This window comes from Moorena sp. SIO3I6, assembly GCF_010672095.1.
The window spans coordinates 1-22,756 of the sequence record NZ_JAAHHU010000104.1; the positions used below are offsets into that span (position 1 = coordinate 1).

A 22,756-nucleotide genomic window follows, 5' to 3' on the forward strand; every position below is an offset into this window, starting at 1 on the left:
CATTACCAGGCTCAAAGGGAAAGGAAAATATAAATCTGTACGCACTTTGAGTCACTCTGGACAACATCATGACCAACTAATTAGGTTGGGAACAGGTTATCAAGGTAATCCAATTCTCAACTTACGTAAGTCGTGGTAAAACATGGTTCAACATGGTATCGCTACCTAACTTCTGTGATAGAGCCTGAAGTTTTACCTCCCTACCTCGTAGCTGATTTGTACGCTCGTCGCTGGCGAATTGAGGAGACTTTTATCACTCGAATAACGCTTATTGGGTTTGAGTTACTTGTGGACTGGTTCTGTCAATGGTATTCAATTACAATTGTGGGCTACTTGGTTATTTTATGTGGTCTTAATCGACCTATCCGATGAGGTAGCTAAGGCCTTTGGCCACGCTACGCGAACAGAATTATCAATACCAATGGAGTGTATTTCTGTAGAAATGGTTTTTCGCGGACTGTATCATTTTGGAGTTGCCTATCATCAAGGGAAAGCCACTGACCCAGTGGCCTATTTAACGGCTCTCGAGAACCAAGAAAAGGGGGTTGTCAAAGCCCCTCGTACCAGGAGAAAAAAACCTCCCCTTGATTTGTCTCCTTTCCCACACTCAGAGGGCTTGACAAATTGCTATGCCTGCTTAACTGTCACCAATGCCCATTACCCATTACCCATTACCCATTACCCATTACCAGAGAAGGGATATGATAAATAGTCAAATTGTCTTTTTTATTGTCCCTTTGCCAGCACTATGGGTAAGTTTACCTTAAGACCAGCCACAGAAGCTGATGTAGCGATTCTGTTTAATTTGATTAAGGCACTAGCAGAGTATGAGAAACTCTCCGAAGCTGTCACTGGCAATGCTGATGACCTGAAAGAACACCTGTTCGGCGCTAAACCCTATGTAGAGGCGATTATCGTTGAACAGGGTGGTCAAGGGGTGGGATTTGCACTGTTTTTCCACAACTATTCCACATTTCTAACTAAGCCGGGAATTTATCTAGAAGATTTATTTGTATTACCGGAATTTCGCCGCCAAGGTATCGGTAAAGCCATACTCAGTTACCTGGCTCAGCTAGCAGTGGAGCGTGGCTATGGGCGTTTAGAATGGAGTGTACTGGATTGGAATGAACCTGCGATGGCATTTTATGAACATATGGGAGCAGCAGTATTGCCAGACTGGAGAATTTGTCGAGTGACTGGGACGGCTCTCAATCAGCTAGCTGAGTATACTGATCCGGCTTCGACTGACTAATGTTGCTCAAATGCTATACTACGAGGTATATACAGCTGCGACCCTAAACATCTAGTTGCAGGTCAACGGCAAAAATGACATAGGGTAATTTACATATCGGTTTATATTAATAAAATCACTAATGACTATTTGGGTAAACGAGCAGATTGATCCATCGGGTCTTCTATACTCTTGTATTGCCACTTGCAACGAAGAGCAGGCGAGGGATTGCCACGAGTCGTTTCAGAATAACTTGACTGATCAGCAAAAAGCAGCGGGTTGGGTTGCCCGATTACGCACAGTTAAGTCTTGGGATGAAGTGCCGGTGAATACCTTGAAACTGAATTAGATCAAAACTGATATCATCCCCGGCAGCATCAATACTGTAAAGGATAGGGTAATTGGGTAAAAGGTAATTGGGTAAAAGGTAATTGGGTAAAAGGTAATTGGTAATTGTAATTACTCCCTGACCATACAATTACCCAAAAAAAACCAACGACAAAGAACACTACCGGGCACCACTAGACATGACATGATGTCTTGACAGTTAACCGTCAACCTACCCTAAATCGGACGCCAAAGGCGAACAACCTTCAACCTTCAACCTCCAACATTCAACATTAAACCTTCAACATTCAACCTTCAACCTTCAACAAAAAATCAACTGACCTTCTAAGCCCAAGATCTATTTTGGCTTGGGCAGTCGTAGCAAATTGGAACGGATTGGACCGAGAATCTGGTTTAGCTCACGCAATTGATCAGCTGTCCCCATACAAATCAGTAGGTCTCCTGGTATGAGTTTAGTGTCACCGTCTGGTCCAGCAATCAGACGACCGGAATCCCGGCGAATTGCTAAGACCATAGCACCAGTTTGCGATCGCAGTCGGGCTTCCCTGAGGGTTTTGCCCACGCAAGGACAGGTTTCGGGGTCTAGCAGAAACTCTTCCATATAAAAAGAGCTATCAGTTCCGGTTAGAATCCCATCCACAAAATCCATGACTTGGGGTCTAAGGGCTGCAGCTGCCAAGCGTCTACCACCAGTGATGTAGGGAGAAACTACAGCATCTGCACCAGCTCGCTGCAATTTTTGAACAGCTTCTTCAGAGCTAGCACGAGCGATGGCTCGAATTCGGGGATTGAGGGTTTTGGCAGACAAGATAATATAGAGATTTTCGGCATCTGAGGGCAGGGCAGCCACCAGACAAATTGCCCGTTCAATCCCCACATTTAGCAGAGTTTCATCCAAGGTGGCATCTCCGTGTACAGAAATACAACCCATATCCTGGACAGCTTGAACCTGTTCCAATCGGGAGTCAATTGTCACAAATGGGATTCCCTCAGCCTTAAATTCTACAGCAATCTGACGCCCAGTCCGTCCAAACCCACACAAAATGTAGTGTTTCGTCAAACTATCTAGCAAGCGCTTCTGTTGCCTCATGCGAATTCCATCTTGAAAGTAGCCTTGAATTAGGGCTTCTGTAAACCGGTTAACAATGTAACCGATACTAATAATGCCCATAAAAATCAGAGAAATGCTGAATAGTCTTGCCCGATCTCCCATCGGCCGTACTTCTTGATAGCCCACTGTCGAAAGCGTGATTACCGTCATGTAGGCTGAATCCAACCAGCCCCAGCCTTCAACCACCCGATACCACAGAGTTCCAATCAGAAATACACCCCCGAGAGTGATCCCACCGGCAATCAGCTCTTGGCGAAGACGTCGATATTTTTGCTCAAGGGTTGAATACACCGTTGCTTGTCATGGGTTAACTTAACTTAATACCTAGAGAAAATTCAGGTCAAACTGGCAACACCGAAAGCTGACACTGGTTTTTAATATTACATATATAAATATGATTAAGTTTATTGCTTTGCTATCGGTATAGTTCACAAATATAGTTTACAGATATAGTTCACAGATATAGCAGTTCTAAATGATTTCAAAAATATAGTGCCCTTATCGAACGCGATCGTGTCGGCTGTGGCCGTAGGCCACGCTGCGCGATCGCTGAATCGCTATAACCCTTGCCCAGCAAGGATTGAATAGTTTGCCAATTTTAAAACTGATTTAGTATTGCTATATAATTTACAGATATAATTTACAGATAGAGTTCACAAATAGAGTTCACAAATAGAGTTCACAAATAGAGTTCACAAATAGAGTTCACAAATAAAGTTCACAAATAAAGTTCACAGATCTAGTTCACAGATCTAGTAAAGTGTTCAAGACATATGAAACCAGGCGGTCAATGCGACTGCCAAGGCATCTGCTAAATCATCTGGTTTGGGGATGGTGTCTAAGTTTAACTCCCGCATAACAGCCTGCTGAACCTCATATTTATCCGCATTACCATATCCTGTCAAAGCCTGTTTAATCTGACCCGGTGTAAACTCTACCATTGGAACTTCATGTTGTGCTGTTACTAACACCACAACACCCCGTGCCTGAGCTACGGAGATCGTAGTACTCATACGGTAGAAAAAAAGTTTTTCAATCGCCACCAGATCCGGTTGGCAGTGTTCCAGCAGGGTGTGTAAATCCTCGTAAATCGTACACAGTCGTGAGCCGTAATCAGTTTTGGCAGGGGTTTGGATGATGCCAAAATCTAGCAACTGCAATGGTTCAGGGGTTGCCTGTATTGGTGACTGGCTAGAACGCTTTGCCACTCCTAAGGAGCTTTTTGTGTTTCCTGACTTACTAATTTGGGTTGTTTGGCAACTAATTGCCCCAAAACCTAAAGTAGCTAGTCCTGGGTCAATTCCCAAAATTCGCTTTTCCATCTGCCTCACTGCAGTCAATCCCTGTCCAGTCTAATAACTAGATTAGGTTAATGGTGTTAGTGCTATCATCCCTAATCCCTAGTGCTATCATCCCTAATCCCTAGTGCTATCATCCCTATTACCTAGGCAAGCGTTCCCCATTAAGTCATGAGCTGTAAGCAGCTACACTTGTCACAGGAATCACAAAAGTCTGGTGTAGCTGACTAATTGGGATTATTCTCTTTCACCCCGTATTTTTTGGGGTTACACCACTACTCTCATACCCTAAATGGGAACTCAACCGACCTCACCACTTTCGGCATATCGACGGGTAAATTCTGATCATAACGTCTAGGTACCGGATATTGTATTAATCACACCTTAGCCTAATTATCTGAAACTGTGGTGATCAGTACCAGCTTCATGGTGAATTCACCATTGAGGTGCGACCCTAGGCCGCGAGCAATCCCTCGCGGCCTAGGAGGCGCGCACCTTGATCAGTAATATCAATGGAAACCGCTATACCTCAAGGGTGAGCGGCTATGTGAATCACGCGCTTTTCACACGAAGGTTTGATTAGGCAAAGAAAGTACCAATCTGACAGGCACTTCCGGAGCCTGAGCCGTTCCTCACTACATGCATCGCCTCCTTGTCAAGTGCTGGAGTTCGACCAGCAATGTCTATCCAGCTTTTGTACTTACCATACTCAGTGTAGTTATGTCCTCAATCAGTCTTTTCAAAAGAGCTCTACGTACCCTACAAAATGAATCGAGAGGTCGAATTCCTCAGCGGGTCAACCGTTGGTTTAAGTGGTTAGCCCCTGGATTACTAGTGAAGCGTTGGATACTTTTAAGTGCTGGTGGTGTAGTGCTAACAAGTTTGGGATTAGCGATTTGGGTAAAGCTAACTCCAGTTTTTTACATCATTAAATTCACAGCCCAAGTTTTAGAGAAAATTACCACCATTATTCCTAACCATGTGTCTGGTCCAATTGCGCTGATCTTGGGTCTACTTTTCATCTTCTGGGGGCAAACCCGGACGGTAGGATCAATTACGGAAGTTTTAAAACCCGACCACGATCGAAAACTGATTGATGTGCTGATGGATCATCGTCGGTTAAACCGGGGACCGAAAATGGTAGTCATTGGGGGTGGCACTGGTCTTTCTAGCTTACTTAGAGGACTAAAGGTTTATAGTGCTAATATCACTGCTATTGTTACGGTAGCTGATGATGGGGGTTCCAGTGGACGGCTGCGACGGGAAATTGGAGTGTTACCACCAGGGGATATTCGTCACTGTTTAACGGCACTGGCAGACCAAGAAAAGTTGTTAACCGAACTGTTTGAATACCGTTTTCGAGCTGGTAGTGGTTTAGTCGGTCACAGTTTTGGAAACCTTTTCCTGACCGCAATGAGTGATATTACTGGCGATCTAGAACAAGCTGTTGCTGCTAGTTCTCAGGTATTAGCAGTGAGAGGAAGAGTGTTGCCAGCTACCCTAACTGATGTCAGCCTTTGGGCTGAATTAGCTGATGGACGTCGCATCGAAGGAGAGTCTAATATTACTGATGCTCGGGGAGTGATCAAAAAAATTGGTTGTACTCCCGAAAATCCACCTGCTTTACCAGCAGCACTCAAGGCAATTGAGGAAGCTGATTATATTATAATAGGACCCGGTAGCCTCTATACCAGCATTATTCCCAATCTGTTGGTGCCAGAAATTACCGATGCGATCGCAGCTCGCTTGATACCCCGCATCTACGTTTGTAATATCATGACCCAGCCAGGGGAAACTGATGGATATAGTGTTTCTGACCATATTAAAACTATTGATGAAGCCTGTGGGAAAAGGCTATTTAACGCGGTACTGGTGAATCGAAAATACCCCTCAGCTGGGTCACTGATTAAGTATGCTCAAGTTAAGTCTCATCCAGTTTTTCTGGATCGAGAAGAAACTTCTAAATTAGGGCGTCGGATTGTGGCGACCAATGTCATGTATGAAGATGAGGAAACTCATTTAGTGCGGCACAATTCGGAAAGACTGGCACGGGTTTTATTACGATGGTATAGTCGAGCACATGCTTAGATAAGGTGAGTGTGAGGAAAATTTTTAAAGGAAAATAAAAGCTGAGATATTAACTCAGAATAACTATTATTCGAGGTACTCTATTGCTAAATAACTAATGACAAAAATTTTTCTAGCTGATGCTAAAGCAACCCGTACGCTAGGTGTGGAATTGGGGAAATCTCTGCCAGCTAGTAGCATCATTTTGCTGGAGGGAGACTTAGGGGCTGGCAAAACCACCCTAGTTCAGGGTATTGGTGAGGGACTAGGCATAACTGATGCCATTGTCAGTCCCACCTTTACTCTGATCAATGAGTATACAGAGGGACGTATCCCCCTGTATCACCTCGATTTGTACCGCTTATCCACCTCAGAAGTAGAGTCATTAAACCCAGAACACTACTGGGAGGGAATTGAGGTTGCTCCGGGAATTGTGGCCATCGAGTGGGCTGAGCGCCTACACTATTTGCCATCCAGTTATCTACATCTAAGACTAACCTATTCCCAGGAAGGTGGACGTCAGGCTCAATTCACTTGTAACGGTAAGTTTGATTTAACTTGGCTGTTGGATAGGTTATCTGGTTGTTCGCCCTTGGCGTCTAGTGTAGAGTAGGGTGAAGGTTAGTGGGATTGAGGTTGACCAAAAATTTGGGTCAACTTTAATTTTTTCCCACTACCTATTAAATCCTATTATTAAGTCCTATAGTTAAATCCTATACTGTTTAACTGGTAAAAGTTAAAGCTTCACCTCGCACTTCTGTGTTCAATTTTCCTCTGTCGTAGACTACTTGACCACCAACAATGGTCATCACTGGCCATCCGGTTAAGTTCCAAGCTTCAAAAGGACTCCATCCGCATTTTGTTAAAAGTTCTTCCCGTAACACTGGGTGGTAATTTTCTAAATCTACCAGTACCAAATCCGCATCATAGCCAGGAGCGATCGCACCTTTGTTGGGAATTCCATAAGCCTTAGCAACTGCTGTAGACATCCAGTCAGATACTTGAGCCACACTACACCGTCCCTCTATGGCTTGAGTCAGCATCAGTGGCAGAGATGTTTCTACTCCAGGCATTCCCGAAGGAGTGTGGGGGTACCCTTTGGCTTTTTCCTCCAAGGTGTGAGGAGCATGGTCTGTAGCGATAAAATCAATGACCCCATCGAGTAGAGCTTGCCAAAGAACTTCATTGTCGTGGCAGGAGCGCAAAGGCGGATTCATCTGTGCCAGGGTACCAATCTCTGCATAAGCATCGGTATTTAGTAAGAGGTGCTGGGGAGTCACTTCCGCCGTCACCCAGCTAGGTTTGTCTTCCCTAAGCAATTCAGCTTCTTCTGCCGTGGATAGGTGCAAGATATGCAAGCGCCGCTGATATTTTTTAGACAACTTCAGAGCTAACTTGGTGGCATTAAGGGCAGCTTGATTGTCCTGAATCTGAGAGTGAACAGCAGGGTCAGTAATTCCAGCAAATTCCTTACGCCGCTGATTAATTCTGGCTTGGTCTTCAGCGTGTACTGCAATTAAGCGATTGTACTTCCGAGAACCTTCGCTAAAACCTTCAGCAAAAATTGGTTCTATCACTGCTTCATGATCTACCAATAGTGCACCATGAGCTGAACCCATGAATATCTTAATCCCACAAGTCGGCTGGGCATTGTGCAAATCTGGCTGATTTGCTGGTGTTGCGCCGATAAAAAAGCCATAATTAACTAAGCACTTATCTGCCGCTCGTTTGAGCTTGTCATCCAGTGGGGCTTGGGTCGTCGTCGGAGGACGAGTATTCGGCATCTCTAAAAAGGACGTCACTCCACCCTTGGCACAGGCACAACTGGCAGTAAATAAGTCTTCTTTATGTTCTAGACCTGGTTCCCGAAAATGGACTTGGGGATCAATTACCCCTGGCAACAAAGTTAAGCCTTGAGCGTCTATTTCTTTATATGCCGTAACGTCCGTTGGCACTGGGATGTCTGGGGCAACCTGAACAATCCTTCGACCGCAGGTGTGGATATCCCCCAGTAAAAATTCACCAGAGGGCAATAGAATACGAGCATGGCGGATAAACAAGCAAAAGTCAGACAACATAGGAGGATGTTATAATTTGACAGTTTCCCTGCTCGGTGTCTAGGTAGATACAGTAGATACAAACCTGATATATAGCTAAATACAGACAACCGCAGCTAACCTACCACCATGGCACAAACAAACAGGGTTGTCCTGCCAAATTGACTTTATTCACAAAACTTTACATAATCTTGATTTAGGCTCCCCTACTAACTTGAAATTTTTAAGATCTAGCTAGAAAACCCCAGACGTTTAAATTTGCTGTTAAATTTGCTGTTAAATTTGCTGATAATTTCCCAATCAGCTATTTGTTGAAATTTCCTCAAACTTGTGTATCGGTAGTAGTTGAATGGATATGAGTCGTGTACCAGATAAAAGACCAGAAAAAAAACCTACACAGCCTTCTAAAGACAATGCTTGGGTAGAAGGAATCAAAACGATTAGCTTGAGTGCTGTTCTTGCCTTTGGGATTCGCACGTTTGTGGCTGAAGCGCGATACATCCCATCGGGATCGATGCTACCGACACTACAGATTAACGACCGCTTGATTATTGATAAGATAAGTTATCGCTTTTTCCAAGACCCACAACGAGGAGAAATTGTGGTATTTGCTCCCACTGAAAGGCTGAAAGAGCAAAATTTTAAAGATGCTTTTATCAAGCGCATAATTGGGTTACCCGGTGACAAGGTTTTGGTTAAAAATGGGCGAGTTTATATCAATGATAAAGAAATAGAGGAAAAGTATATCGTAGAAGCACCACAGTACGATTTTGGACCAGAAACAGTACCACCAGACGAATACCTAGTGCTGGGAGATAACCGTAACAATAGTTACGACTCTCACCACTGGGGCTTTGTCCCTCGTGACAAAATTATCGGTCGTGCGGTAGTGCGGTTTTGGCCGTTAAATCGAATGGGGAAATTGAAACCAAATCCGAGTTATCCTGAACGGTTGAATCAGTCAACTGAATTATAAAGTATCAGTACTTCACTATTGATATTTTCGACTTGCTGGACACCAAGTTTGCACGACACGACCAATTAATTCTTGCCCTAGCCAGGGGGTATTACTAGAAAGGGATTTGAGGTTTTTTTGGTGAACAGTCCAAGGGGATTTAGGATTAAATAAGACTAATTCAGCGGATTGACCAGTAGCAGTGCTAGGGGGGTCTTGCTGTAGACAAATAGCAGGATTTGTGCTAAGACTTTTCCAAAGTTCTAAGGCTGACCAATCCCCTGTCTCGACTAGAGTATGCCAGAGCAGGGGTAGGGCTAGCTCTAAACCAATCACTCCTGGTGGTGCTTCAGCAAAGGCAACAGTTTTTTCTTCATAAGTGTAGGGAGCATGGTCAATTGCGATCGCATCAATAATCCCCTCCCGAACACCTCGGATCAGTGCGGCTTGGTCAACTGGGTTTCCCAACGGCGGTTCCAAGCGCAAATTGGAGTTGTAACTGCGTAAGTCTTCAGTATTCAGCAATAGATGCATCCAAGTGGTACTGGCTGTTACTGGCAACCCCGCTGCCTTAGCTGATTCAATCAATTGGACAGCGCGACTGGTGGAGATACGCATCAGATGGGCTGGGGTGCCAGTGGTTGCTACCACTTCTAATAAGGCAGCGATAGCGGATGATTCTGCGATCGCAGGATTCCCTGGCACACCCAAACCAATGGACTGGATACCTTCTCGCATCACTCCCCCATTTACCAACTTAGGGTCACAAGCCCAAAGTGCCACTGGTTTACCCAAGGGTTGTAGGTATTCCAACAACCGTCGAACTAGTCCTAAATTACATAAAGGACGTTCATCAGTAAAGCCCACTACTCCCCCTAGAGCTAGTTCAGCTAATTCAGTCATTTGCTCTCCTTCTAACCCGATGGTGAAGGAACCCCAGTGATAGAGTTGAGGTGAGGAAGGGGGGAGGCTGATATAGGGAGAGTTTTGGATTTCTTGCCGTTGTGCCAAAACAGCAGAATTGTCTAGGGGGGGGTTAGTGTCAGGCAAAATGGCTAAGCGAGTAAAGCCTCCATTTGCTGCTGCTGCCAGTAGTGAAGACCAGGTTTCCCGCTGCTCATGTCCTGGTGTACCAGAATGGCTGTAGAGGTCTACTAGTCCTGGTCCTAAAATGTGTCCCTGACAATCTTGCACCACTGTATCGCCAGAGATTTCTTTGATTTGAGTTTCCACTGCCGTGATTACACCATCAGTAATCAGCACATCAGCGACTTGGTCAATTTCAGAAACTGGGTCTAAAAGGCGGACTTGTTGAAGTAGTTTACTGTTCATTGGGGAAAGGGAAAAGGAAAAATAAAAGGAAAAATAATTGGCTTTTAACTCAATCCCCCTTTCTAGCTACTCATATCTAAATCACTTGTTATGACGACTTGTTTGTTTACATTACTACGTATATTTTTAAAATACCACTTTGCCAGATTCTGTCAGACCTCTAAATAGGTAACCAAATAGCCGAAAACCATTTATTTTTAAAGCTTTATGAGTTATTACAGACTTTTTGGGAGCATTCCAATTTGGAATAAACATACCACATTAAGCTGTATTAACGTGTTGTTAATACCTATATAAAATGATATATTTTCCAAAATAGTATGCTCCCGAATTTCTTAATTTTTATTGGCAGCAAATACGTTAACCAATTTGACCACTTGTGCGGGTCTATGATAAAAAGTCCAATGCTGCGGAGACTCTGTTATAGCGTCAGTGTTGGATATTTTCAGCCTTTTTGTTATGTCTTCACTATTCGAAAACGTGGCTAAGTAAGTGGTTTTTTCCCTAGCGCTGTAAGTAACCGAATCATCATCATTTTCTATTTGGCCGTTTCTATCTCCTGGAGCATCATTTTTCAAAAGAAGAAATGAGATATGGTTAGGGGGAGCAATAAGTTCCACATATTGCGTCGGCAACAGATCACGGTCACAAAATGAGTGTAGAGTTAAGTCACATATTTCCATCTCAGTTTCACTACTCGCCAGTGCATTCATCACATTGATCGTTAGCAGTAGCATACAGGTTAATAAGGTTACAAAACAAGTTTTGATCATTTTTTTCATTTCTTTTTTGCTTCTCCTAATTCTGGCAGACTGTAGTAAATTAACTAATTTTTTAGCACTACTAGGTTTTATACCTTAAAATGAAGGTGTAAAACCTGATAGTTGAGGTCAAAAACATCTTTATGGAAGGGTAAACTCCATCACTGTTAGACTTTTATCAGTATAAACTATAGCAATCCTAAATCAATTGAGAGAATGTTTGTTCCCTACTCCCTGCTCCCTGCTCCCTGCTCCCTGTTCCCTGTTCCCTGTTCCCTGTTCCCTTTGCTATAGTTGTTCGAGTTTAAAACGACTCGCTGCAAATAAGTCCTCAGCTAACCTTCAACCTCTTTTCAAATTAGCCCCATAAACCGCTACGGCCACCCCAACTAACAACACCACCGCACCTACCAGCACCGATACCCCTGGCACTTCCTGAAAAATCAGATAGCCCAAAAAACAAGCACCAACGGGTTCAAACAAAATAGCTAGGGTCACCAGGGTAGGATTAATCCAGCGTAGCAACCAGTTAAAACTGGTATGTCCCACCATTTGGGGGAAAACTGCGATTAACAAGATGTAGACGTAAACCGCTACCGGATAATTGAGATAACTGACACCCCAGAGTAACGATAACAGTAACAACACCAACGCCCCCACACTGTAGGCGAAAGCACTATAGCTACCCAGACTCAAACCACGCTGCTGTGCTTCACGTCCCCAAAGTACATACAAACTTGCTATCACCGCTCCCATCAATGCTAGAGAATTCCCCAACAGAGCATTACTCCCACCACTGAGAGAAACCCCATCCCCCAAACTAATTAAGACACCACCTACAAAGGCCACAGCAATCCCCAAAACCGTCAGCCTAGTTAGTTTTTCTTTTAACCACAGCCAAGAAACTAAAGCAACCCAAATCGGAGTTGTGGTAAGTAACGTAGTAGATGCGGCAATGGAAGTAAAAGACAAGGAAGTAATCCAAGTCACAAAGTGTAGCGCTAAACAAACACCAGCCCCACTGGCATAGAGTAATGCACCTGGACTTAGCTGAGCTTGCCTGAGCTTTGGCCAAGCTGGTAACAGTAGCATAGACGCAATAGTAAGACGAGATCCAGCTACGAACAGGCTAAACCCTACCCCACTCACCCCAGCGGATGCGATCGCTAATCGCGCAAAAATAGCTGATGTGGAAATCGCCAACACACCAGCCAAGAAAACCAATCCCACCTGCCAGCGCAGCGGCTGCTTTATAATTTTCATAGCCATACAGCTTCAATCCCTAACCATTACCATTATTCCGGGAGAAGTACTAGGATAAAGGTGAAAAAGCCCAGATAGTCTAACTGTATCTAGAATCTACTTAATCCTTTAAAATTCCTAATTAATAATTCAAATATGTTTGAACTACCGCCACTCAATACTAATACAATTTGGTCAATTTTAAACGAAGAACTTGATGACGATACCGTTAACAAACTACTCTGGTACTATCTAGGTTATCGTTATAACTCAACTACCGGGCAGTGGAATATAACTGAGGTTAATCCTGAATGGCAAGAAGACTATCCCGAGCCACCTAATTTCATCGAAAGCCGCCCTGCTACGGTAAAACTAACCCGTTCAATACCCAAAGAAAATAAACAGCTATTGAAAAAAAAATTAGGTTTCAAAGGTTACAAAATCGGAGAATTTGGTCCTCGACAAACTCGCCGAGCCACAGCCGCAAACTGGTTACTGAATTATATGGAACAAAACGGCATTGCATCAGTATAGCGGTTCTGGTACCTATGAGGTACATAGGATTTTTACCGTGCTCCCTGCTCCCTGCTCCCTGCTCCCTGCTCCCTGCTCCCTGCTCCCTAAAACTTAGGAAGTTGTACCTCAACCAATTGAGAAATGCTATATAAAACACTTCATCCTTCAACGCTATTGGATAAGTCAGTAGGAACAACTACACACTCCAACTCCGCCTTGTGACTCTCCTGGTGATTTTCCAAATTAATTGCGATCGCTTCAATTCTAATTTGAGTCGTGCCTTGGGGTATAACTAATTGAGTCATTGCCTCCAGCTCTCCAGCCGCATTAGGGAGTAAATCTATAATAGAACGGGTTTCCTGCAGCAGAGAGCGAGTTTGCACGTCTTTAACCCACAATTTAATACATAAACGAGATTGACTAGGAGGAAGTTTTATAGTAACCATTACCTTTTCTCCAGCAAGCAACTCCCTAGTAGTCGGTATTGATAAAGTCGGTGCTGCTAAGGTCTCATCCAACTCTAGGGATGAAAGATTATCCAGTTTAGCCTTCAACTCATCTTGGTTAGTTGCTGTAGCTTTTGTCGGTTGTGGGGCTATTTCTCGATCGTCTACTACAATTTCCTGAGTCGTCCAATCGTGACTAGTAATACCAACTCTAGGGGGTGTCTTTGGCATTGCTAATTCTGAACTAACTAGCGACAAATCCTCAGATTCTGTGATTGACTCCAAGACCTTTTCTGGAAATACCCTAACCTCTTCTTGGTTGCTAGCCGTTTCATTCCTCTGTTCATCTGCCACTGCTGAGTGATCTTCCCCAGCAGGATTACTCTCTGGGGATAATTCTAACCTCAGCAATTCTATCAATTCATTATCTTCAGCTAAAGCACTCAACCGTGACCAAAAACGCTCTTCCATGTTTAAGGCTCGGAAAGCTTCTTCTAAAGCGATTGACTCAGGATATTGTACAGAATCTGGAGTATCCCACCGAGTAGTATTCAATAATTGGTTTACCTTAGAATTCTTGAACTGGGTATCAACCAATTCTGAATCCTCTAACTGATCATCTGTCTGAGATTCATCAATCTCACTAATCTCAATAGTTTGGATTGGCTCAGATTCCGTTAGGGAATTACTCAGCACTTCAGAAGTATCATTAGAATTAGATAAGACCTCAGACTTGATCTCTAAAATACTGTCTTGAGTAGTATCTTCAGTACTATCTTCCGACTGTTCTACTGTGTCTTGAACTACTGTGTCTTGAACTACTGTGTCTTGAACTACTGTGTCTTGAAGCACTGTGTCTTGAAGCAATGTTTCTTGAGGCTGTAACTCTGACCCAGTATCTTGCTCTCGATGATCTAGTTCTGGATTAGCTGTAGTGGAGGATTCTTGATCATCTAGGGAAACTGAATCAGATGCTTTAGACTTATCTTGGATCTCTTGGTGCTGTGCTCCAGGGTCAGCAACCGACTGCATTGTAGGCAAATTGGGCAATTGCAGAGATTTAACAGTTATGTCACTCGGCTGATGGTGGTAAAGTTTTGGTGGTAAAGACCGTCCAGAGATAGGTTGCAAGAACAGAGATGGATGGTTTTGGGGTAGCTCAACCAGATCTAGCGTAGTCTCCTCTAAGGGGTCTTCATCTAAGAAGAGAAGTTCTTGATTAGGTTGATCAGGTTTGGCAGATTCAGCGATCCGATTAGCCAGTACTACCATGGTTTCCATAGGCATCCCCTGATTCCCTGGCACAATTACTTCTAATAAATCCTCTACATTAGCTGTAACAGTAAATTGTTGAGTGGCTAAAGGAGTTGACTGTGAATTATAAATGGTTATTTTTCCTAAAATTAGACCACTTTGACAATCCGTCGGAATATCTAGACTATGGCTAAATCCTAAAAATAACTCCTGTTGAGATAGGGAGTACTCAATATCTAACAAACGTTTTCCTGTTTGAGGAAACCGCAATTGATAGCGTAGAGTAGCAGGGAATAAGTTTTCTAAAACACTATCTAAAACACTAACTGTTATACTATCACCATTATTATTAATTTTATCATTATCTACTACCAATTCTCCTTTGATAGTCAACGACTCTCCTCGCCTTGCCAGGAAAATTTCTTTATCTAGTTTTAGGGTTAAACCATACTTATTAACCTCTGTATCTGAAACCCAATCTGAATCAGAGGTTTTTCTTAGCTGTTGGTTATCTTCAGATTCTCTATCTTCCAACTCATCCAATACCGGCTGAAGCACCTGTTGTAATAGTTGCTCCAAAGTTTCCAGAGATTCCTCCATGATGGAATTCTCAACAGTCGATTGGAGTGGTAAGTCTTCCGAGATAGTTGCTGTGAGTTGTTGGTTGCTTTCAGGATTAACCGCTGCCTCTGGGTAAACCTCTTCTAGCTCTTCCAAAACCTTCTCTTGGCTAGGACTAGATTCCTCTTGGCTAACCCCAATTGGTGCTTGGGCTTGGTCAACAGGTAACTCTGGTGCAGCAATGGCTATGGGTTGTTGCTCTGGTGGTGTGATCTGACTCTCGTACTCCTGAGGGTTAGATAACTCTGATCTAGTATCTGAGCTAGCATCTGTTGCTTTCAGGTCATTAGCAATAGTATTGGTGGAGGGAGAATCAACAGCTAGCTCAGGTGTAGTCAGGGAATTGTCTAGTTGAGGCGGCTGAGTATGAGTTTCGGTGACTTCTACTGGGGTCACCGAAACTGGGGTGACTTCTGCTGGGGTAGATTCTGCTACTGATGAAGATACAGAGGTTTTCGGGGGTGTCTCTACATCTTTGACCTTGGGTATGACTTGTAGCGCTAAGGATTTTCGCCAGGACTGACCCAGAAAATCATCCATGATATCGTTACTGCAACGTAACTTCCACAGACCAGGTTTAAGCTTGGTGAAAGGAATCACCACCATTAACCCTTCTGAGTTGGTGCGACGCCATCGTTTCTGGGACTTGCGTTTGGGTGGCACTTGCTCTGTGCTATCATACCTGACGCAAATTTCTACATCAGTATTGGGCAGGTTGGAACGAGCCACTATCCGATACCGACCGGATTCAATCTCGATCTCAGAAGACTTGATTGGCTTCCAGGAGCGCTCCCCCTCTTTCTGTAGTAGAAATTCCCAGTACTTCTTAGCCATTGTCGATATCTATGACCCAAAGACCTGCTAATGGACTTGATTGCTTTTCCAATTAGCTTACACTTTAAGTCGAGTATTTTGCTTATCCCCACGCTCTACATTTGTCAACCACCGGATTCGACAGAGTGAATGACATCTACTCGGTTTAAGGGGATAACAAAGCTATACCACAAAATTTCCTATTAAGATGTGCCTGTTGATACAAATTCTTAGGGCTAATCTTAAGGATTCTTCTAAGCCTGAGAGATCGCCTGTCTGAAGTGTCTAATCGCTTCAACCTTGGAAGCCATCATCAGACACCGAGACAATAAGTCAATATCCAAATCTGGCAAGACTTCACTCTGGGAAATTTTTTTGTAACCATCAGAGCGCAAGTGATACAAAGCAAATACACCATCCTCCCAAAACCAAACTTCGGGTACTCCTAATGCTTGGTAACGATTTAGCTTGCTCTGGTTACCACTGGTAAAGACAACTTCAATAGAGAGGTCTGCAATCACTCCTGAGGATCTACCAATTAGGTAAGATTGGTCTGCTTGTGCAGATGCTTCCCCTTCCTTCTCTTGGGTAAAGCTGCCGGTTGGAGTAAACTCAATTTGTTTTTCAACAAAATAAGTACCCAGCAACAGTGCTATGACACCACTGAAGACTTCATGGTCTTGGGAAACTGCCAATATTTCTACCTCACCCCTGTAGTAGAACAGTCGAATTCCTGGGGAGTTGACGAACCCCGCTTGAATTGATTTGAAGTTATCCCAACTTACCCCGGAGTGGACTAGCCGTTGGTCGTTTTGTTTATCTACGACATAGGTCATGGGGATTATTCCTTGTTCAGCATAGAAAGCCTAATCAATGAATTTGCGATCGCAAACTTATTGATTAGCATCTTTCCCTACCACATTAGCGAGATTTTACTCCCTTCAGCTATTGAACATTTGTCACCTTACCCAGACGAGTAAAGCGAATTTCAATCCTGCGCCTAGTTTGATCATCCTTTAAACTAATCGGAGCAATTTGTCCATTAGGTAAAATTAACTGAGCTGCAGAATAAGCCCGAAATTGCAGCCCCTTGAGCCGCCCTTCCTTAGCTTGAATCTCACGGAGTAATTGCACAACTGCCAAAGCTCGCATCAGTCCTAAATCAGCATTAGATCCTGGTCTAAGTTGACTGATAGAGGAATTTTTATTAACCACATTCCCAATAGTTTGGTCGATATTGCTACCACCGAGATTAGGTTGACCATCGGTGTGACCAATTAGTTCTACTACATTGATTTCATAGTCCTTGGCATTGCTTTCAATAGCAGGGACAATTTGCTGCCGAATATAATCCTTCATCGCTGAGGGAATTTCCGCACTGCCGGAATCAAATCGGTAATTCCCCTGATCTTTGATTACAATAATCGGAGGTGTATCTGGTGGTTTTGGTGCTGCAGCAATCTGTACCTGCAAAGACCTAACCTGTTGTTCTAGTGCCTTTTGGCGGTCAGTTGAGCGCTTTGCCCTAGCTCTCCAAACCGCCACCCCACGCTCAAGTTGATCAACCCGAGCTGCCTTAGCTCGTAATTCCGCATTCTCCCTTGCCAATTGCACCACTTCATCTTCACTTCTGGTGAGATCATCAATGGTTGATTCCAAGGAACTTTGTGCCAGCACAGACTTCAGGATAGAGAGCAACAAAAATAAGATCAGGATCATGAAGGCATTAGACATTAAGTCTGTAAAAGCTGGCCAGAGATTTATCTCTTCATTCCAATCATTATTTCGTGAACGACGCATTTTATCAATTCTCTGTCAATCTTATAATTACTATTAGTCATTTGCCAGGTTTATCGTTCACTGCTCAAACGCCTGACTAGCTCTCCTACAGTCATATCTTGAGTTATGCGAGTTGAACCATCGATTTGATTGGACTCATTCAGTTTTTGGCTAATCTTAGCAATTTCCTGATTGGTGTTATTGAGATGATTGACAACTTTTTCAAGATTGTGTCGCATAATTTCATAATTATGCTGGTCAGTATTAGCTTGCTGAGTAATACTTTGATTAAGGCGATCGCCTAAAGCCTGAATTCCCAGACTTACTCCTTCCGTATAGCTTTTCACGTTTGACACTAACTTAGCCAATTCAGCGTGAACGTCACTCAAGCTATCGCTTCGAGAAGCAATCCGTTGCTCTAATTGATCAAGCCTAGCGATCGCTGACTGAAATCCTTGTGCTCCTTGCTGAAGTTGGGGTATAATCTTACCTAGCGCTTGTTGACTGTGATGATGCTGCTTAACTACATCTAGAGAAGATTGTCTGAGGGCACTGATTTCTTCTGCCAATTTTACCAACTTAACCCCATGACGCTGAAGTTCAGCCATTGCTACTCCCATCCCTTGCACTGATTGCGATAACATACTGGCTGACTCAGAGAAACTGCTTTGGGTTCTCGTTAAATCTACTGTAGCCTTAGATAATTTTTGAGGAAACTGGCTATGCTCAAAGGTTTGAGCAACTTGGGTAAATTGAGCAGCAGCTAGCTGAAATTCTTCAGCACTTCTAGCGATAGTACTAGCAGCTTGGAAGAATCTATTGTAAGAATTTTCTGCTAGTTTAAGCACTTGAATATTAGCATCAGCAATTTCTTGAACTTTTTCTCGTAGTGAGGATTCCACTGCTTCTCGAACAGTTTGACCAAATCTCGCCAAAAAGTTGTCAAAGATATTGGACATCCCCTGAACCAATACATCCAGGCGTGTTTGCCCTGCTAAAGTCGGCTGATAAATATTATCCAAGTAATCTTCTAAGTAACTAATTAGATTGTTTTTCGCTAGCCCTGTATTGAAAGCGACGTTAATTACCGTTAAGACAGCACTAAAAAAGATAGCGGTTAAGCTAGTGGTAAAAGCAATTCCCATCCCTTCTAGGGGTTGCTGTAATTGGTTAACTAAAGTATTGATATCGGTAGCATCAGACTGACTGATTGTTTGACTGAGTGCTAACAAATTGATGGTGATGCCGATAAAGGTACCTAGTAAGCCAAAGGATAACAGTAAGCTAGGCATAATCCGACCAATGTAATCAATTTGGTCACAAGATATGCCAACAACTTTTTCGTGGCTGTAGGCTTGGTCAATTAATGCGCCTGTATTGACCTGCTCTAAATGTCGGCTAGCATCTGAGAATCGTCTTTCTAGCTCCTCTACAATTCTGGGTTTTTTCCCACGAGGCTGTCCATGGATTAGTCTTCTTACTCGCTTCCCTAGGGATAAAAGATGGGTATGGAGAGCAAAACGTAGTAAAATAACAAATACTGATGGGATTACCACCAGTACTATAGTCAGGGCAATTAAGTAATCCGGTATTGGTAGCATAGCAGCAGCTGGGGAACTCTACAGGTGAAATGGTAGCGCAGCATCCTCAGGATGCTAACCCCTTTCTTTATAACCTAAGCATACCCAGACTTATCTCAAAGCATTGATGCTTAACTACGAAATAATACGAAGCTATTAAGTGTTAACACTGAACACTCAAGAGTGCATCTCCTAACAGTTGTTTGAACCAGCAGTGGTGCGTTACGGGCAGCAACCTAACCAAGGGCTAGAGGCCAAATATCAAGGCTCCCCTAACACACCCTACGCAACTCAACACTCAAGACTCAAGGCAATTGTTCTATCTGCTCTTTTAACTGCTCAGTTTTATCCAATAAATCAGCTTGGGTCATAGTTTCTTGTTCCCCAGAGGCCAGCCATTTCAGATTCACGGTGTTGCTCTGAGCTTCAGCATCTCCGATCACTAAACAAGCCACCGCACCACTTCGGTCAGCTCGCTTAAACTGTTTACCAAAAGCACTTCCACTCAAGTCCAGTTCTACAGCTAACCCAGCTTTGCGCAGTTGCTGAGCCAGTTTCAATCCTTGAGCTTGAGCTATTTCACCTCTGGATACTAGATAAAAATCTAGCGCTAGGGTTGGTGAGGCTTGCAGTTGTTGCAGCAAAATTACCAAACGCTCTAAACCAATCGCCCAACCAACAGCTGGAGTTTTATTTCCCCCCAATTCATCGACTAATCCGTCATAGCGGCCACCACCACAAACTGTTGCTTGAGCGCCTAAGTCATCAGAGATAATTTCAAAGGCAGTGTGGGTGTAGTAATCCAACCCCCGCACCAAGCGAGGATTGAGCTGGTAACTAATCCCTAAATCTTTCAACAACTGCTTTACCTGATCAAAATGACTTTGGGACTCTGAACTTAGGTAGTCTAAAATACTGGGAGCATCCTGAGCAATTTCTTGAGTGCGTTTGTCTTTACTATCTAAAATCCTGAGAGGATTACGAGTTAAACGGTCTTGAGAATCTTCGTCCAACTCATCTTTGTAAGGAGTGAGGTAATCTACCAGAGCCTGTCGGTACTGTTGACGGTCTTCGGTACTACCGACAGAATTCAGGTCAAGTCTCAGGTTAACTAGACCTAAGCTATTTAGAATATTCATTGCGATCGCAATTACTTCTGCATCTGCCCTGGCATCACGAGAACCAATCACCTCTACCCCCAATTGATGAAACTGTCGCTGTCGTCCAGCTTGGGGATTTTCATAGCGAAACATCGGACCGGTATACCAGAGGCGTTGTACTCCACCAGCAGCATAGAGGCTATTTTGAATATAAGCTCGCACTACTCCTGCTGTCCCTTCTGGACGTAGTGTCACGGAACGAGGAGGGGTTGCCCGGTCGTTGAAGGTATACATTTCCTTCCCCACCACATCAGTAGCTTCCCCAATCCCCCGTTCAAACAGTTCCGTGCGCTCAAAAATGGGAGGACGAATTTCTCGATAAGCCGCTCTATTGAGAATCTGTTGTGCGATCGCTTCTACTTGCTGCCAATATCCAACTTCGTCTGGCAGGATATCCCGTGTTCCTCGTAAAGCCTGGATTAAACCCATTAACGTTTTGCTTCCCCATCATTTGAGCTAGTGTCCACCATCGGAAGTGTCTTCTTCCCAGGCACCATAGCGATTTTGATAATAGGACAAAATTTGCTTGACCCGTTCTCTTTCTACTTTATCAGTAGTCTCGCCATACTCAATCCACAATCCACCAACCTGACTCTGATTGTAATCAAACTGCTGGGATGTTTGGGGTAGTAAATCAGCTTTTACTCCTGTCACTTGCCGTAAATGGGCAGCTACCTCTCGATAAACTGCCAAGGGTAAACCAGGACAACTAATTTGATAACGCAACAGTTTACACTCCTATATAATTTAAAACCATTGGGATGCTCCCAATGGCTGGAAATACCAATTATTTAGTGTTAGGGGAATGGCTGACGGCTGAAAGCTGATAGCTGTTGGCGTAGCCTGCGCGTAGCGCATATGCTTACCTAACACCTAATAGTTAACACTGTACCCTGAGGTTACCTCAAGAAGCTGATCCTGAGTTTTCGCCAACTCGTCTAGACACTTCAACACCATTTTCTTCCAGAATCACCACTGGATCTAAGCCTCTATACATTTCAATTCGCTTTACTAGCACTTGTCCGCCTAATATAAACTGTCCAACTTGAACGCTACGACTAGGCTCATTAGGGACATCTAGGATAGCGTAATAGACACCCCTACCATTATCAACTACCCCTGTGACACTAACATTATTGGCCAGTTCTGGTTCTGGTAGGATTGGCAGTTGCAGATCAAATTCAGGAGGGATAGGGGGGATACCATCCTCGGCAACAGAGCTATTGTCTGGTAACGAACTAGGCTTAGCTTTGCTGGTCTCTGTAGGCCGAGTGTTCTGGGGCCCTGGCAAAACATTTCCTCTTGATGAGCCAGGAGACTTTCTAGGGATTGATGAGCTTGGAGGCTTACGGTCGGGCCTGGTAGCTCTTGAGGGGCTGGGACGGCTAGCTCTTGAGGGGCTGGGACGGCTAGCTCTTGAGGGGCTGGGGGGTACCGCTACACTACCTCCGGTTCCAGGACGCTGAGGCAAAGCCGGTCTTCCTGGTGCAGGAGTCAGAGGCTGTACCCTCGTAGGGGAAGTACTTGGTCTGCCAGGATTGGGCAAAATCTCCACCTCTGGTTGCACTGAAATTGCCGCAAACGGGTCAAGACGTCCCTGATCAATCCGATTTCTTACTTCATTACTTGGCAAGGTGGTGATCAATGGTGGTATTGGTATTACCTTTTCCTGCTCCGGTGTTTCCGGAGATTTAGGAGCAAATTCAGCTACAGGAGGAGAAGGTTTGGTGCTATCCGGGGAAGCCACCGGCGTCGGTTTAGGGGTAGTCGGCTCCCCCTGTTCAGTGTTTCTACCCGGTTGACAGCCTCCTATCAGCAGAGCCAGCACACTCACCCATACGATGCATGATACTTTACCCATGACCACCTAAAAATAACGCTTTATCCGAGCATACCCTTGAAGTTATCGATCTGTGGCACCAACTTCTTTAAAGATCGGATTTTTTTGGCAAACTTCCAAAACTGGAGACTCTAAGCAAAAGGCTTTGGGCATGCTATGGGCAATAACACCCAATCCAAGAAGCCCAAAGCGCGTTTCAGCGATGACTTAGCTATCAAGTGCAACATTTAACCTGTACAAACCTACTCACAAGCAGATAGGACGATGGTATAGCATTAGTTTTAACTAATGGTTGTTGCCGACAAAGCAATGCCAAAAGCATTGCGCTATTTTTATTAATGGAGG

General features: G+C 43.9%; 20 protein-coding genes and 1 pseudogene. 8 read left to right on the top strand and 13 right to left on the bottom strand.

Going from position 1 to position 22,756, the window contains the following annotated elements; translation table 11 throughout:
* Positions 1–70 precede the first annotated feature (70 nt).
* From F6K49_RS24490 to F6K49_RS24500, 3 genes and pseudogenes are all read left to right on the top strand, one after another.
* A pseudogene (locus F6K49_RS24490) lies at positions 71–604 on the top strand (IS4 family transposase); the annotation flags it as partial.
* A 144-nt stretch (positions 605–748) separates the two neighbouring features.
* Positions 749–1,252 carry a GNAT family N-acetyltransferase gene (locus tag F6K49_RS24495; RefSeq protein WP_293026600.1) on the top strand — a complete coding sequence of 168 codons (504 nt, stop codon included), beginning with the start codon at positions 749–751 and terminating at the stop codon, positions 1,250–1,252.
* A 121-nt stretch (positions 1,253–1,373) separates the two neighbouring features.
* The gene (locus F6K49_RS24500) at positions 1,374–1,580 is read left to right on the top strand and encodes a glycogen debranching protein (RefSeq protein ID WP_070390789.1); all 207 of its coding nucleotides are present in this window, start codon (positions 1,374–1,376) and stop codon (positions 1,578–1,580) included.
* A gap of 336 nt (positions 1,581–1,916) precedes the next feature.
* Here F6K49_RS24500 and F6K49_RS24505 read toward each other — a convergent pair whose 3' ends face one another.
* On the bottom strand, positions 1,917–2,981 hold the full coding sequence (locus tag F6K49_RS24505) for a TrkA family potassium uptake protein (RefSeq protein WP_293041434.1): 1,065 nt from the start codon (positions 2,979–2,981) through the stop codon (positions 1,917–1,919).
* A 473-nt stretch (positions 2,982–3,454) separates the two neighbouring features.
* Positions 3,455–4,012, bottom strand: coding sequence for a crossover junction endodeoxyribonuclease RuvC (ruvC, locus tag F6K49_RS24510; RefSeq protein WP_293026596.1), 558 nt, complete (start codon positions 4,010–4,012; stop codon positions 3,455–3,457).
* 696 nt (positions 4,013–4,708) lie between these two features.
* On the opposite strand from ruvC, the gene F6K49_RS24515 reads away from it, so the two are divergent.
* Both F6K49_RS24515 and tsaE read left to right on the top strand, forming a co-directional pair.
* The gene (locus F6K49_RS24515) at positions 4,709–6,076 is read left to right on the top strand and encodes a gluconeogenesis factor YvcK family protein (RefSeq protein WP_293067340.1); all 1,368 of its coding nucleotides are present in this window, start codon (positions 4,709–4,711) and stop codon (positions 6,074–6,076) included.
* 97 nt (positions 6,077–6,173) lie between these two features.
* The gene (tsaE, locus tag F6K49_RS24520) at positions 6,174–6,668 is read left to right on the top strand and encodes a tRNA (adenosine(37)-N6)-threonylcarbamoyltransferase complex ATPase subunit type 1 TsaE (protein WP_293067342.1); all 495 of its coding nucleotides are present in this window, start codon (positions 6,174–6,176) and stop codon (positions 6,666–6,668) included.
* Positions 6,669–6,777: 109 nt separating this feature from the next.
* On the opposite strand, the gene F6K49_RS24525 is transcribed toward tsaE, so the two are convergent.
* Positions 6,778–8,133 (bottom strand): dihydroorotase, encoded by a 1,356-nt coding sequence (locus F6K49_RS24525; RefSeq protein WP_293067345.1) that lies wholly within the window; start codon positions 8,131–8,133, stop codon positions 6,778–6,780.
* A 334-nt stretch (positions 8,134–8,467) separates the two neighbouring features.
* Here F6K49_RS24525 and lepB point away from each other — a divergent pair, with 334 nt between their 5' ends.
* Entirely contained in the window at positions 8,468–9,088 is a 621-nt protein-coding gene (lepB, locus tag F6K49_RS24530; protein ID WP_293100835.1) for a signal peptidase I, read from the top strand.
* 15 nt (positions 9,089–9,103) lie between these two features.
* On the opposite strand, the gene F6K49_RS24535 is transcribed toward lepB, so the two are convergent.
* Both F6K49_RS24535 and F6K49_RS24540 read right to left on the bottom strand, forming a co-directional pair.
* On the bottom strand, positions 9,104–10,399 hold the full coding sequence (locus F6K49_RS24535; protein WP_293100838.1) for a dihydroorotase: 1,296 nt from the start codon (positions 10,397–10,399) through the stop codon (positions 9,104–9,106).
* Positions 10,400–10,734: 335 nt separating this feature from the next.
* A complete protein-coding gene (locus F6K49_RS24540) occupies positions 10,735–11,181 on the bottom strand; it encodes a hypothetical protein (RefSeq protein ID WP_293100841.1) in 447 nt (148 codons plus the stop codon).
* Positions 11,182–11,368: 187 nt separating this feature from the next.
* On the opposite strand from F6K49_RS24540, the gene F6K49_RS24545 reads away from it, so the two are divergent.
* Positions 11,369–11,530 (top strand): hypothetical protein, encoded by a 162-nt coding sequence (locus F6K49_RS24545; protein WP_293100844.1) that lies wholly within the window; start codon positions 11,369–11,371, stop codon positions 11,528–11,530.
* On the opposite strand, the gene F6K49_RS24550 is transcribed toward F6K49_RS24545, so the two are convergent.
* On the bottom strand, positions 11,503–12,429 hold the full coding sequence (locus F6K49_RS24550) for a DMT family transporter (RefSeq protein WP_366514221.1): 927 nt from the start codon (positions 12,427–12,429) through the stop codon (positions 11,503–11,505). The genes F6K49_RS24545 and F6K49_RS24550 overlap by 28 nt on opposite strands.
* Positions 12,430–12,558: 129 nt before the next feature.
* Here F6K49_RS24550 and F6K49_RS24555 point away from each other — a divergent pair, with 129 nt between their 5' ends.
* Positions 12,559–12,936 carry a DUF1823 family protein gene (locus tag F6K49_RS24555; RefSeq protein ID WP_293100852.1) on the top strand — a complete coding sequence of 126 codons (378 nt, stop codon included), beginning with the start codon at positions 12,559–12,561 and terminating at the stop codon, positions 12,934–12,936.
* Between the two features lie 140 nt (positions 12,937–13,076).
* On the opposite strand, the gene F6K49_RS24560 is transcribed toward F6K49_RS24555, so the two are convergent.
* The 7 genes from F6K49_RS24560 to F6K49_RS24590 form a co-directional block, all read right to left on the bottom strand.
* Positions 13,077–16,073 carry a hypothetical protein gene (locus tag F6K49_RS24560; RefSeq protein ID WP_293100855.1) on the bottom strand — a complete coding sequence of 999 codons (2,997 nt, stop codon included), beginning with the start codon at positions 16,071–16,073 and terminating at the stop codon, positions 13,077–13,079.
* A gap of 233 nt (positions 16,074–16,306) precedes the next feature.
* A complete protein-coding gene (locus F6K49_RS24565) occupies positions 16,307–16,888 on the bottom strand; it encodes a Uma2 family endonuclease (protein ID WP_293100858.1) in 582 nt (193 codons plus the stop codon).
* Positions 16,889–16,997: 109 nt separating this feature from the next.
* Positions 16,998–17,852: a hypothetical protein gene (locus F6K49_RS24570; RefSeq protein WP_293018108.1), complete on the bottom strand. Its 855-nt coding sequence runs from the start codon at positions 17,850–17,852 to the stop codon at positions 16,998–17,000.
* Positions 17,853–17,902: 50 nt separating this feature from the next.
* On the bottom strand, positions 17,903–19,432 hold the full coding sequence (locus F6K49_RS24575; RefSeq protein ID WP_293100862.1) for a hypothetical protein: 1,530 nt from the start codon (positions 19,430–19,432) through the stop codon (positions 17,903–17,905).
* A gap of 284 nt (positions 19,433–19,716) precedes the next feature.
* Complete coding sequence (gene hisS, locus F6K49_RS24580) at positions 19,717–21,000, bottom strand: histidine--tRNA ligase (protein ID WP_293100865.1); 1,284 nt, start codon at positions 20,998–21,000, stop codon at positions 19,717–19,719.
* Positions 21,001–21,027: 27 nt separating this feature from the next.
* Entirely contained in the window at positions 21,028–21,297 is a 270-nt protein-coding gene (locus F6K49_RS24585; protein ID WP_293038712.1) for a hypothetical protein, read from the bottom strand.
* Between the two features lie 178 nt (positions 21,298–21,475).
* A complete protein-coding gene (locus tag F6K49_RS24590; protein WP_293100868.1) occupies positions 21,476–22,432 on the bottom strand; it encodes a hypothetical protein in 957 nt (318 codons plus the stop codon).
* Between the last annotated feature and the right edge of the window lie 324 nt (positions 22,433–22,756).

Excerpts from the sequence above, each read along its gene's own strand:
- F6K49_RS24540 (WP_293100841.1), bottom strand. The coding sequence starts at position 11,181 with ATGAAAAAAATGATCAAAACTTGTTTTGTAACCTTATTAACCTGTATG.
- F6K49_RS24535 (WP_293100838.1), bottom strand. The coding sequence starts at position 10,399 with ATGAACAGTAAACTACTTCAACAAGTCCGCCTTTTAGACCCAGTTTCT.
- tsaE (WP_293067342.1), top strand. The coding sequence starts at position 6,174 with ATGACAAAAATTTTTCTAGCTGATGCTAAAGCAACCCGTACGCTAGGT.
- F6K49_RS24590 (WP_293100868.1), bottom strand. The coding sequence starts at position 22,432 with ATGGGTAAAGTATCATGCATCGTATGGGTGAGTGTGCTGGCTCTGCTG.
- ruvC (WP_293026596.1), bottom strand. The coding sequence starts at position 4,012 with ATGGAAAAGCGAATTTTGGGAATTGACCCAGGACTAGCTACTTTAGGT.
- F6K49_RS24565 (WP_293100858.1), bottom strand. The coding sequence starts at position 16,888 with ATGACCTATGTCGTAGATAAACAAAACGACCAACGGCTAGTCCACTCC.
- F6K49_RS24555 (WP_293100852.1), top strand. The coding sequence starts at position 12,559 with ATGTTTGAACTACCGCCACTCAATACTAATACAATTTGGTCAATTTTA.
- F6K49_RS24550 (WP_366514221.1), bottom strand. The coding sequence starts at position 12,429 with ATGGCTATGAAAATTATAAAGCAGCCGCTGCGCTGGCAGGTGGGATTG.
- lepB (WP_293100835.1), top strand. The coding sequence starts at position 8,468 with ATGAGTCGTGTACCAGATAAAAGACCAGAAAAAAAACCTACACAGCCT.
- F6K49_RS24575 (WP_293100862.1), bottom strand. The coding sequence starts at position 19,432 with ATGCTACCAATACCGGATTACTTAATTGCCCTGACTATAGTACTGGTG.
- F6K49_RS24570 (WP_293018108.1), bottom strand. The coding sequence starts at position 17,852 with ATGCGTCGTTCACGAAATAATGATTGGAATGAAGAGATAAATCTCTGG.
- F6K49_RS24500 (WP_070390789.1), top strand. The coding sequence starts at position 1,374 with ATGACTATTTGGGTAAACGAGCAGATTGATCCATCGGGTCTTCTATAC.
- hisS (WP_293100865.1), bottom strand. The coding sequence starts at position 21,000 with ATGGGTTTAATCCAGGCTTTACGAGGAACACGGGATATCCTGCCAGAC.
- F6K49_RS24560 (WP_293100855.1), bottom strand. The coding sequence starts at position 16,073 with ATGGCTAAGAAGTACTGGGAATTTCTACTACAGAAAGAGGGGGAGCGC.
- F6K49_RS24495 (WP_293026600.1), top strand. The coding sequence starts at position 749 with ATGGGTAAGTTTACCTTAAGACCAGCCACAGAAGCTGATGTAGCGATT.
- F6K49_RS24525 (WP_293067345.1), bottom strand. The coding sequence starts at position 8,133 with ATGTTGTCTGACTTTTGCTTGTTTATCCGCCATGCTCGTATTCTATTG.
- F6K49_RS24515 (WP_293067340.1), top strand. The coding sequence starts at position 4,709 with ATGTCCTCAATCAGTCTTTTCAAAAGAGCTCTACGTACCCTACAAAAT.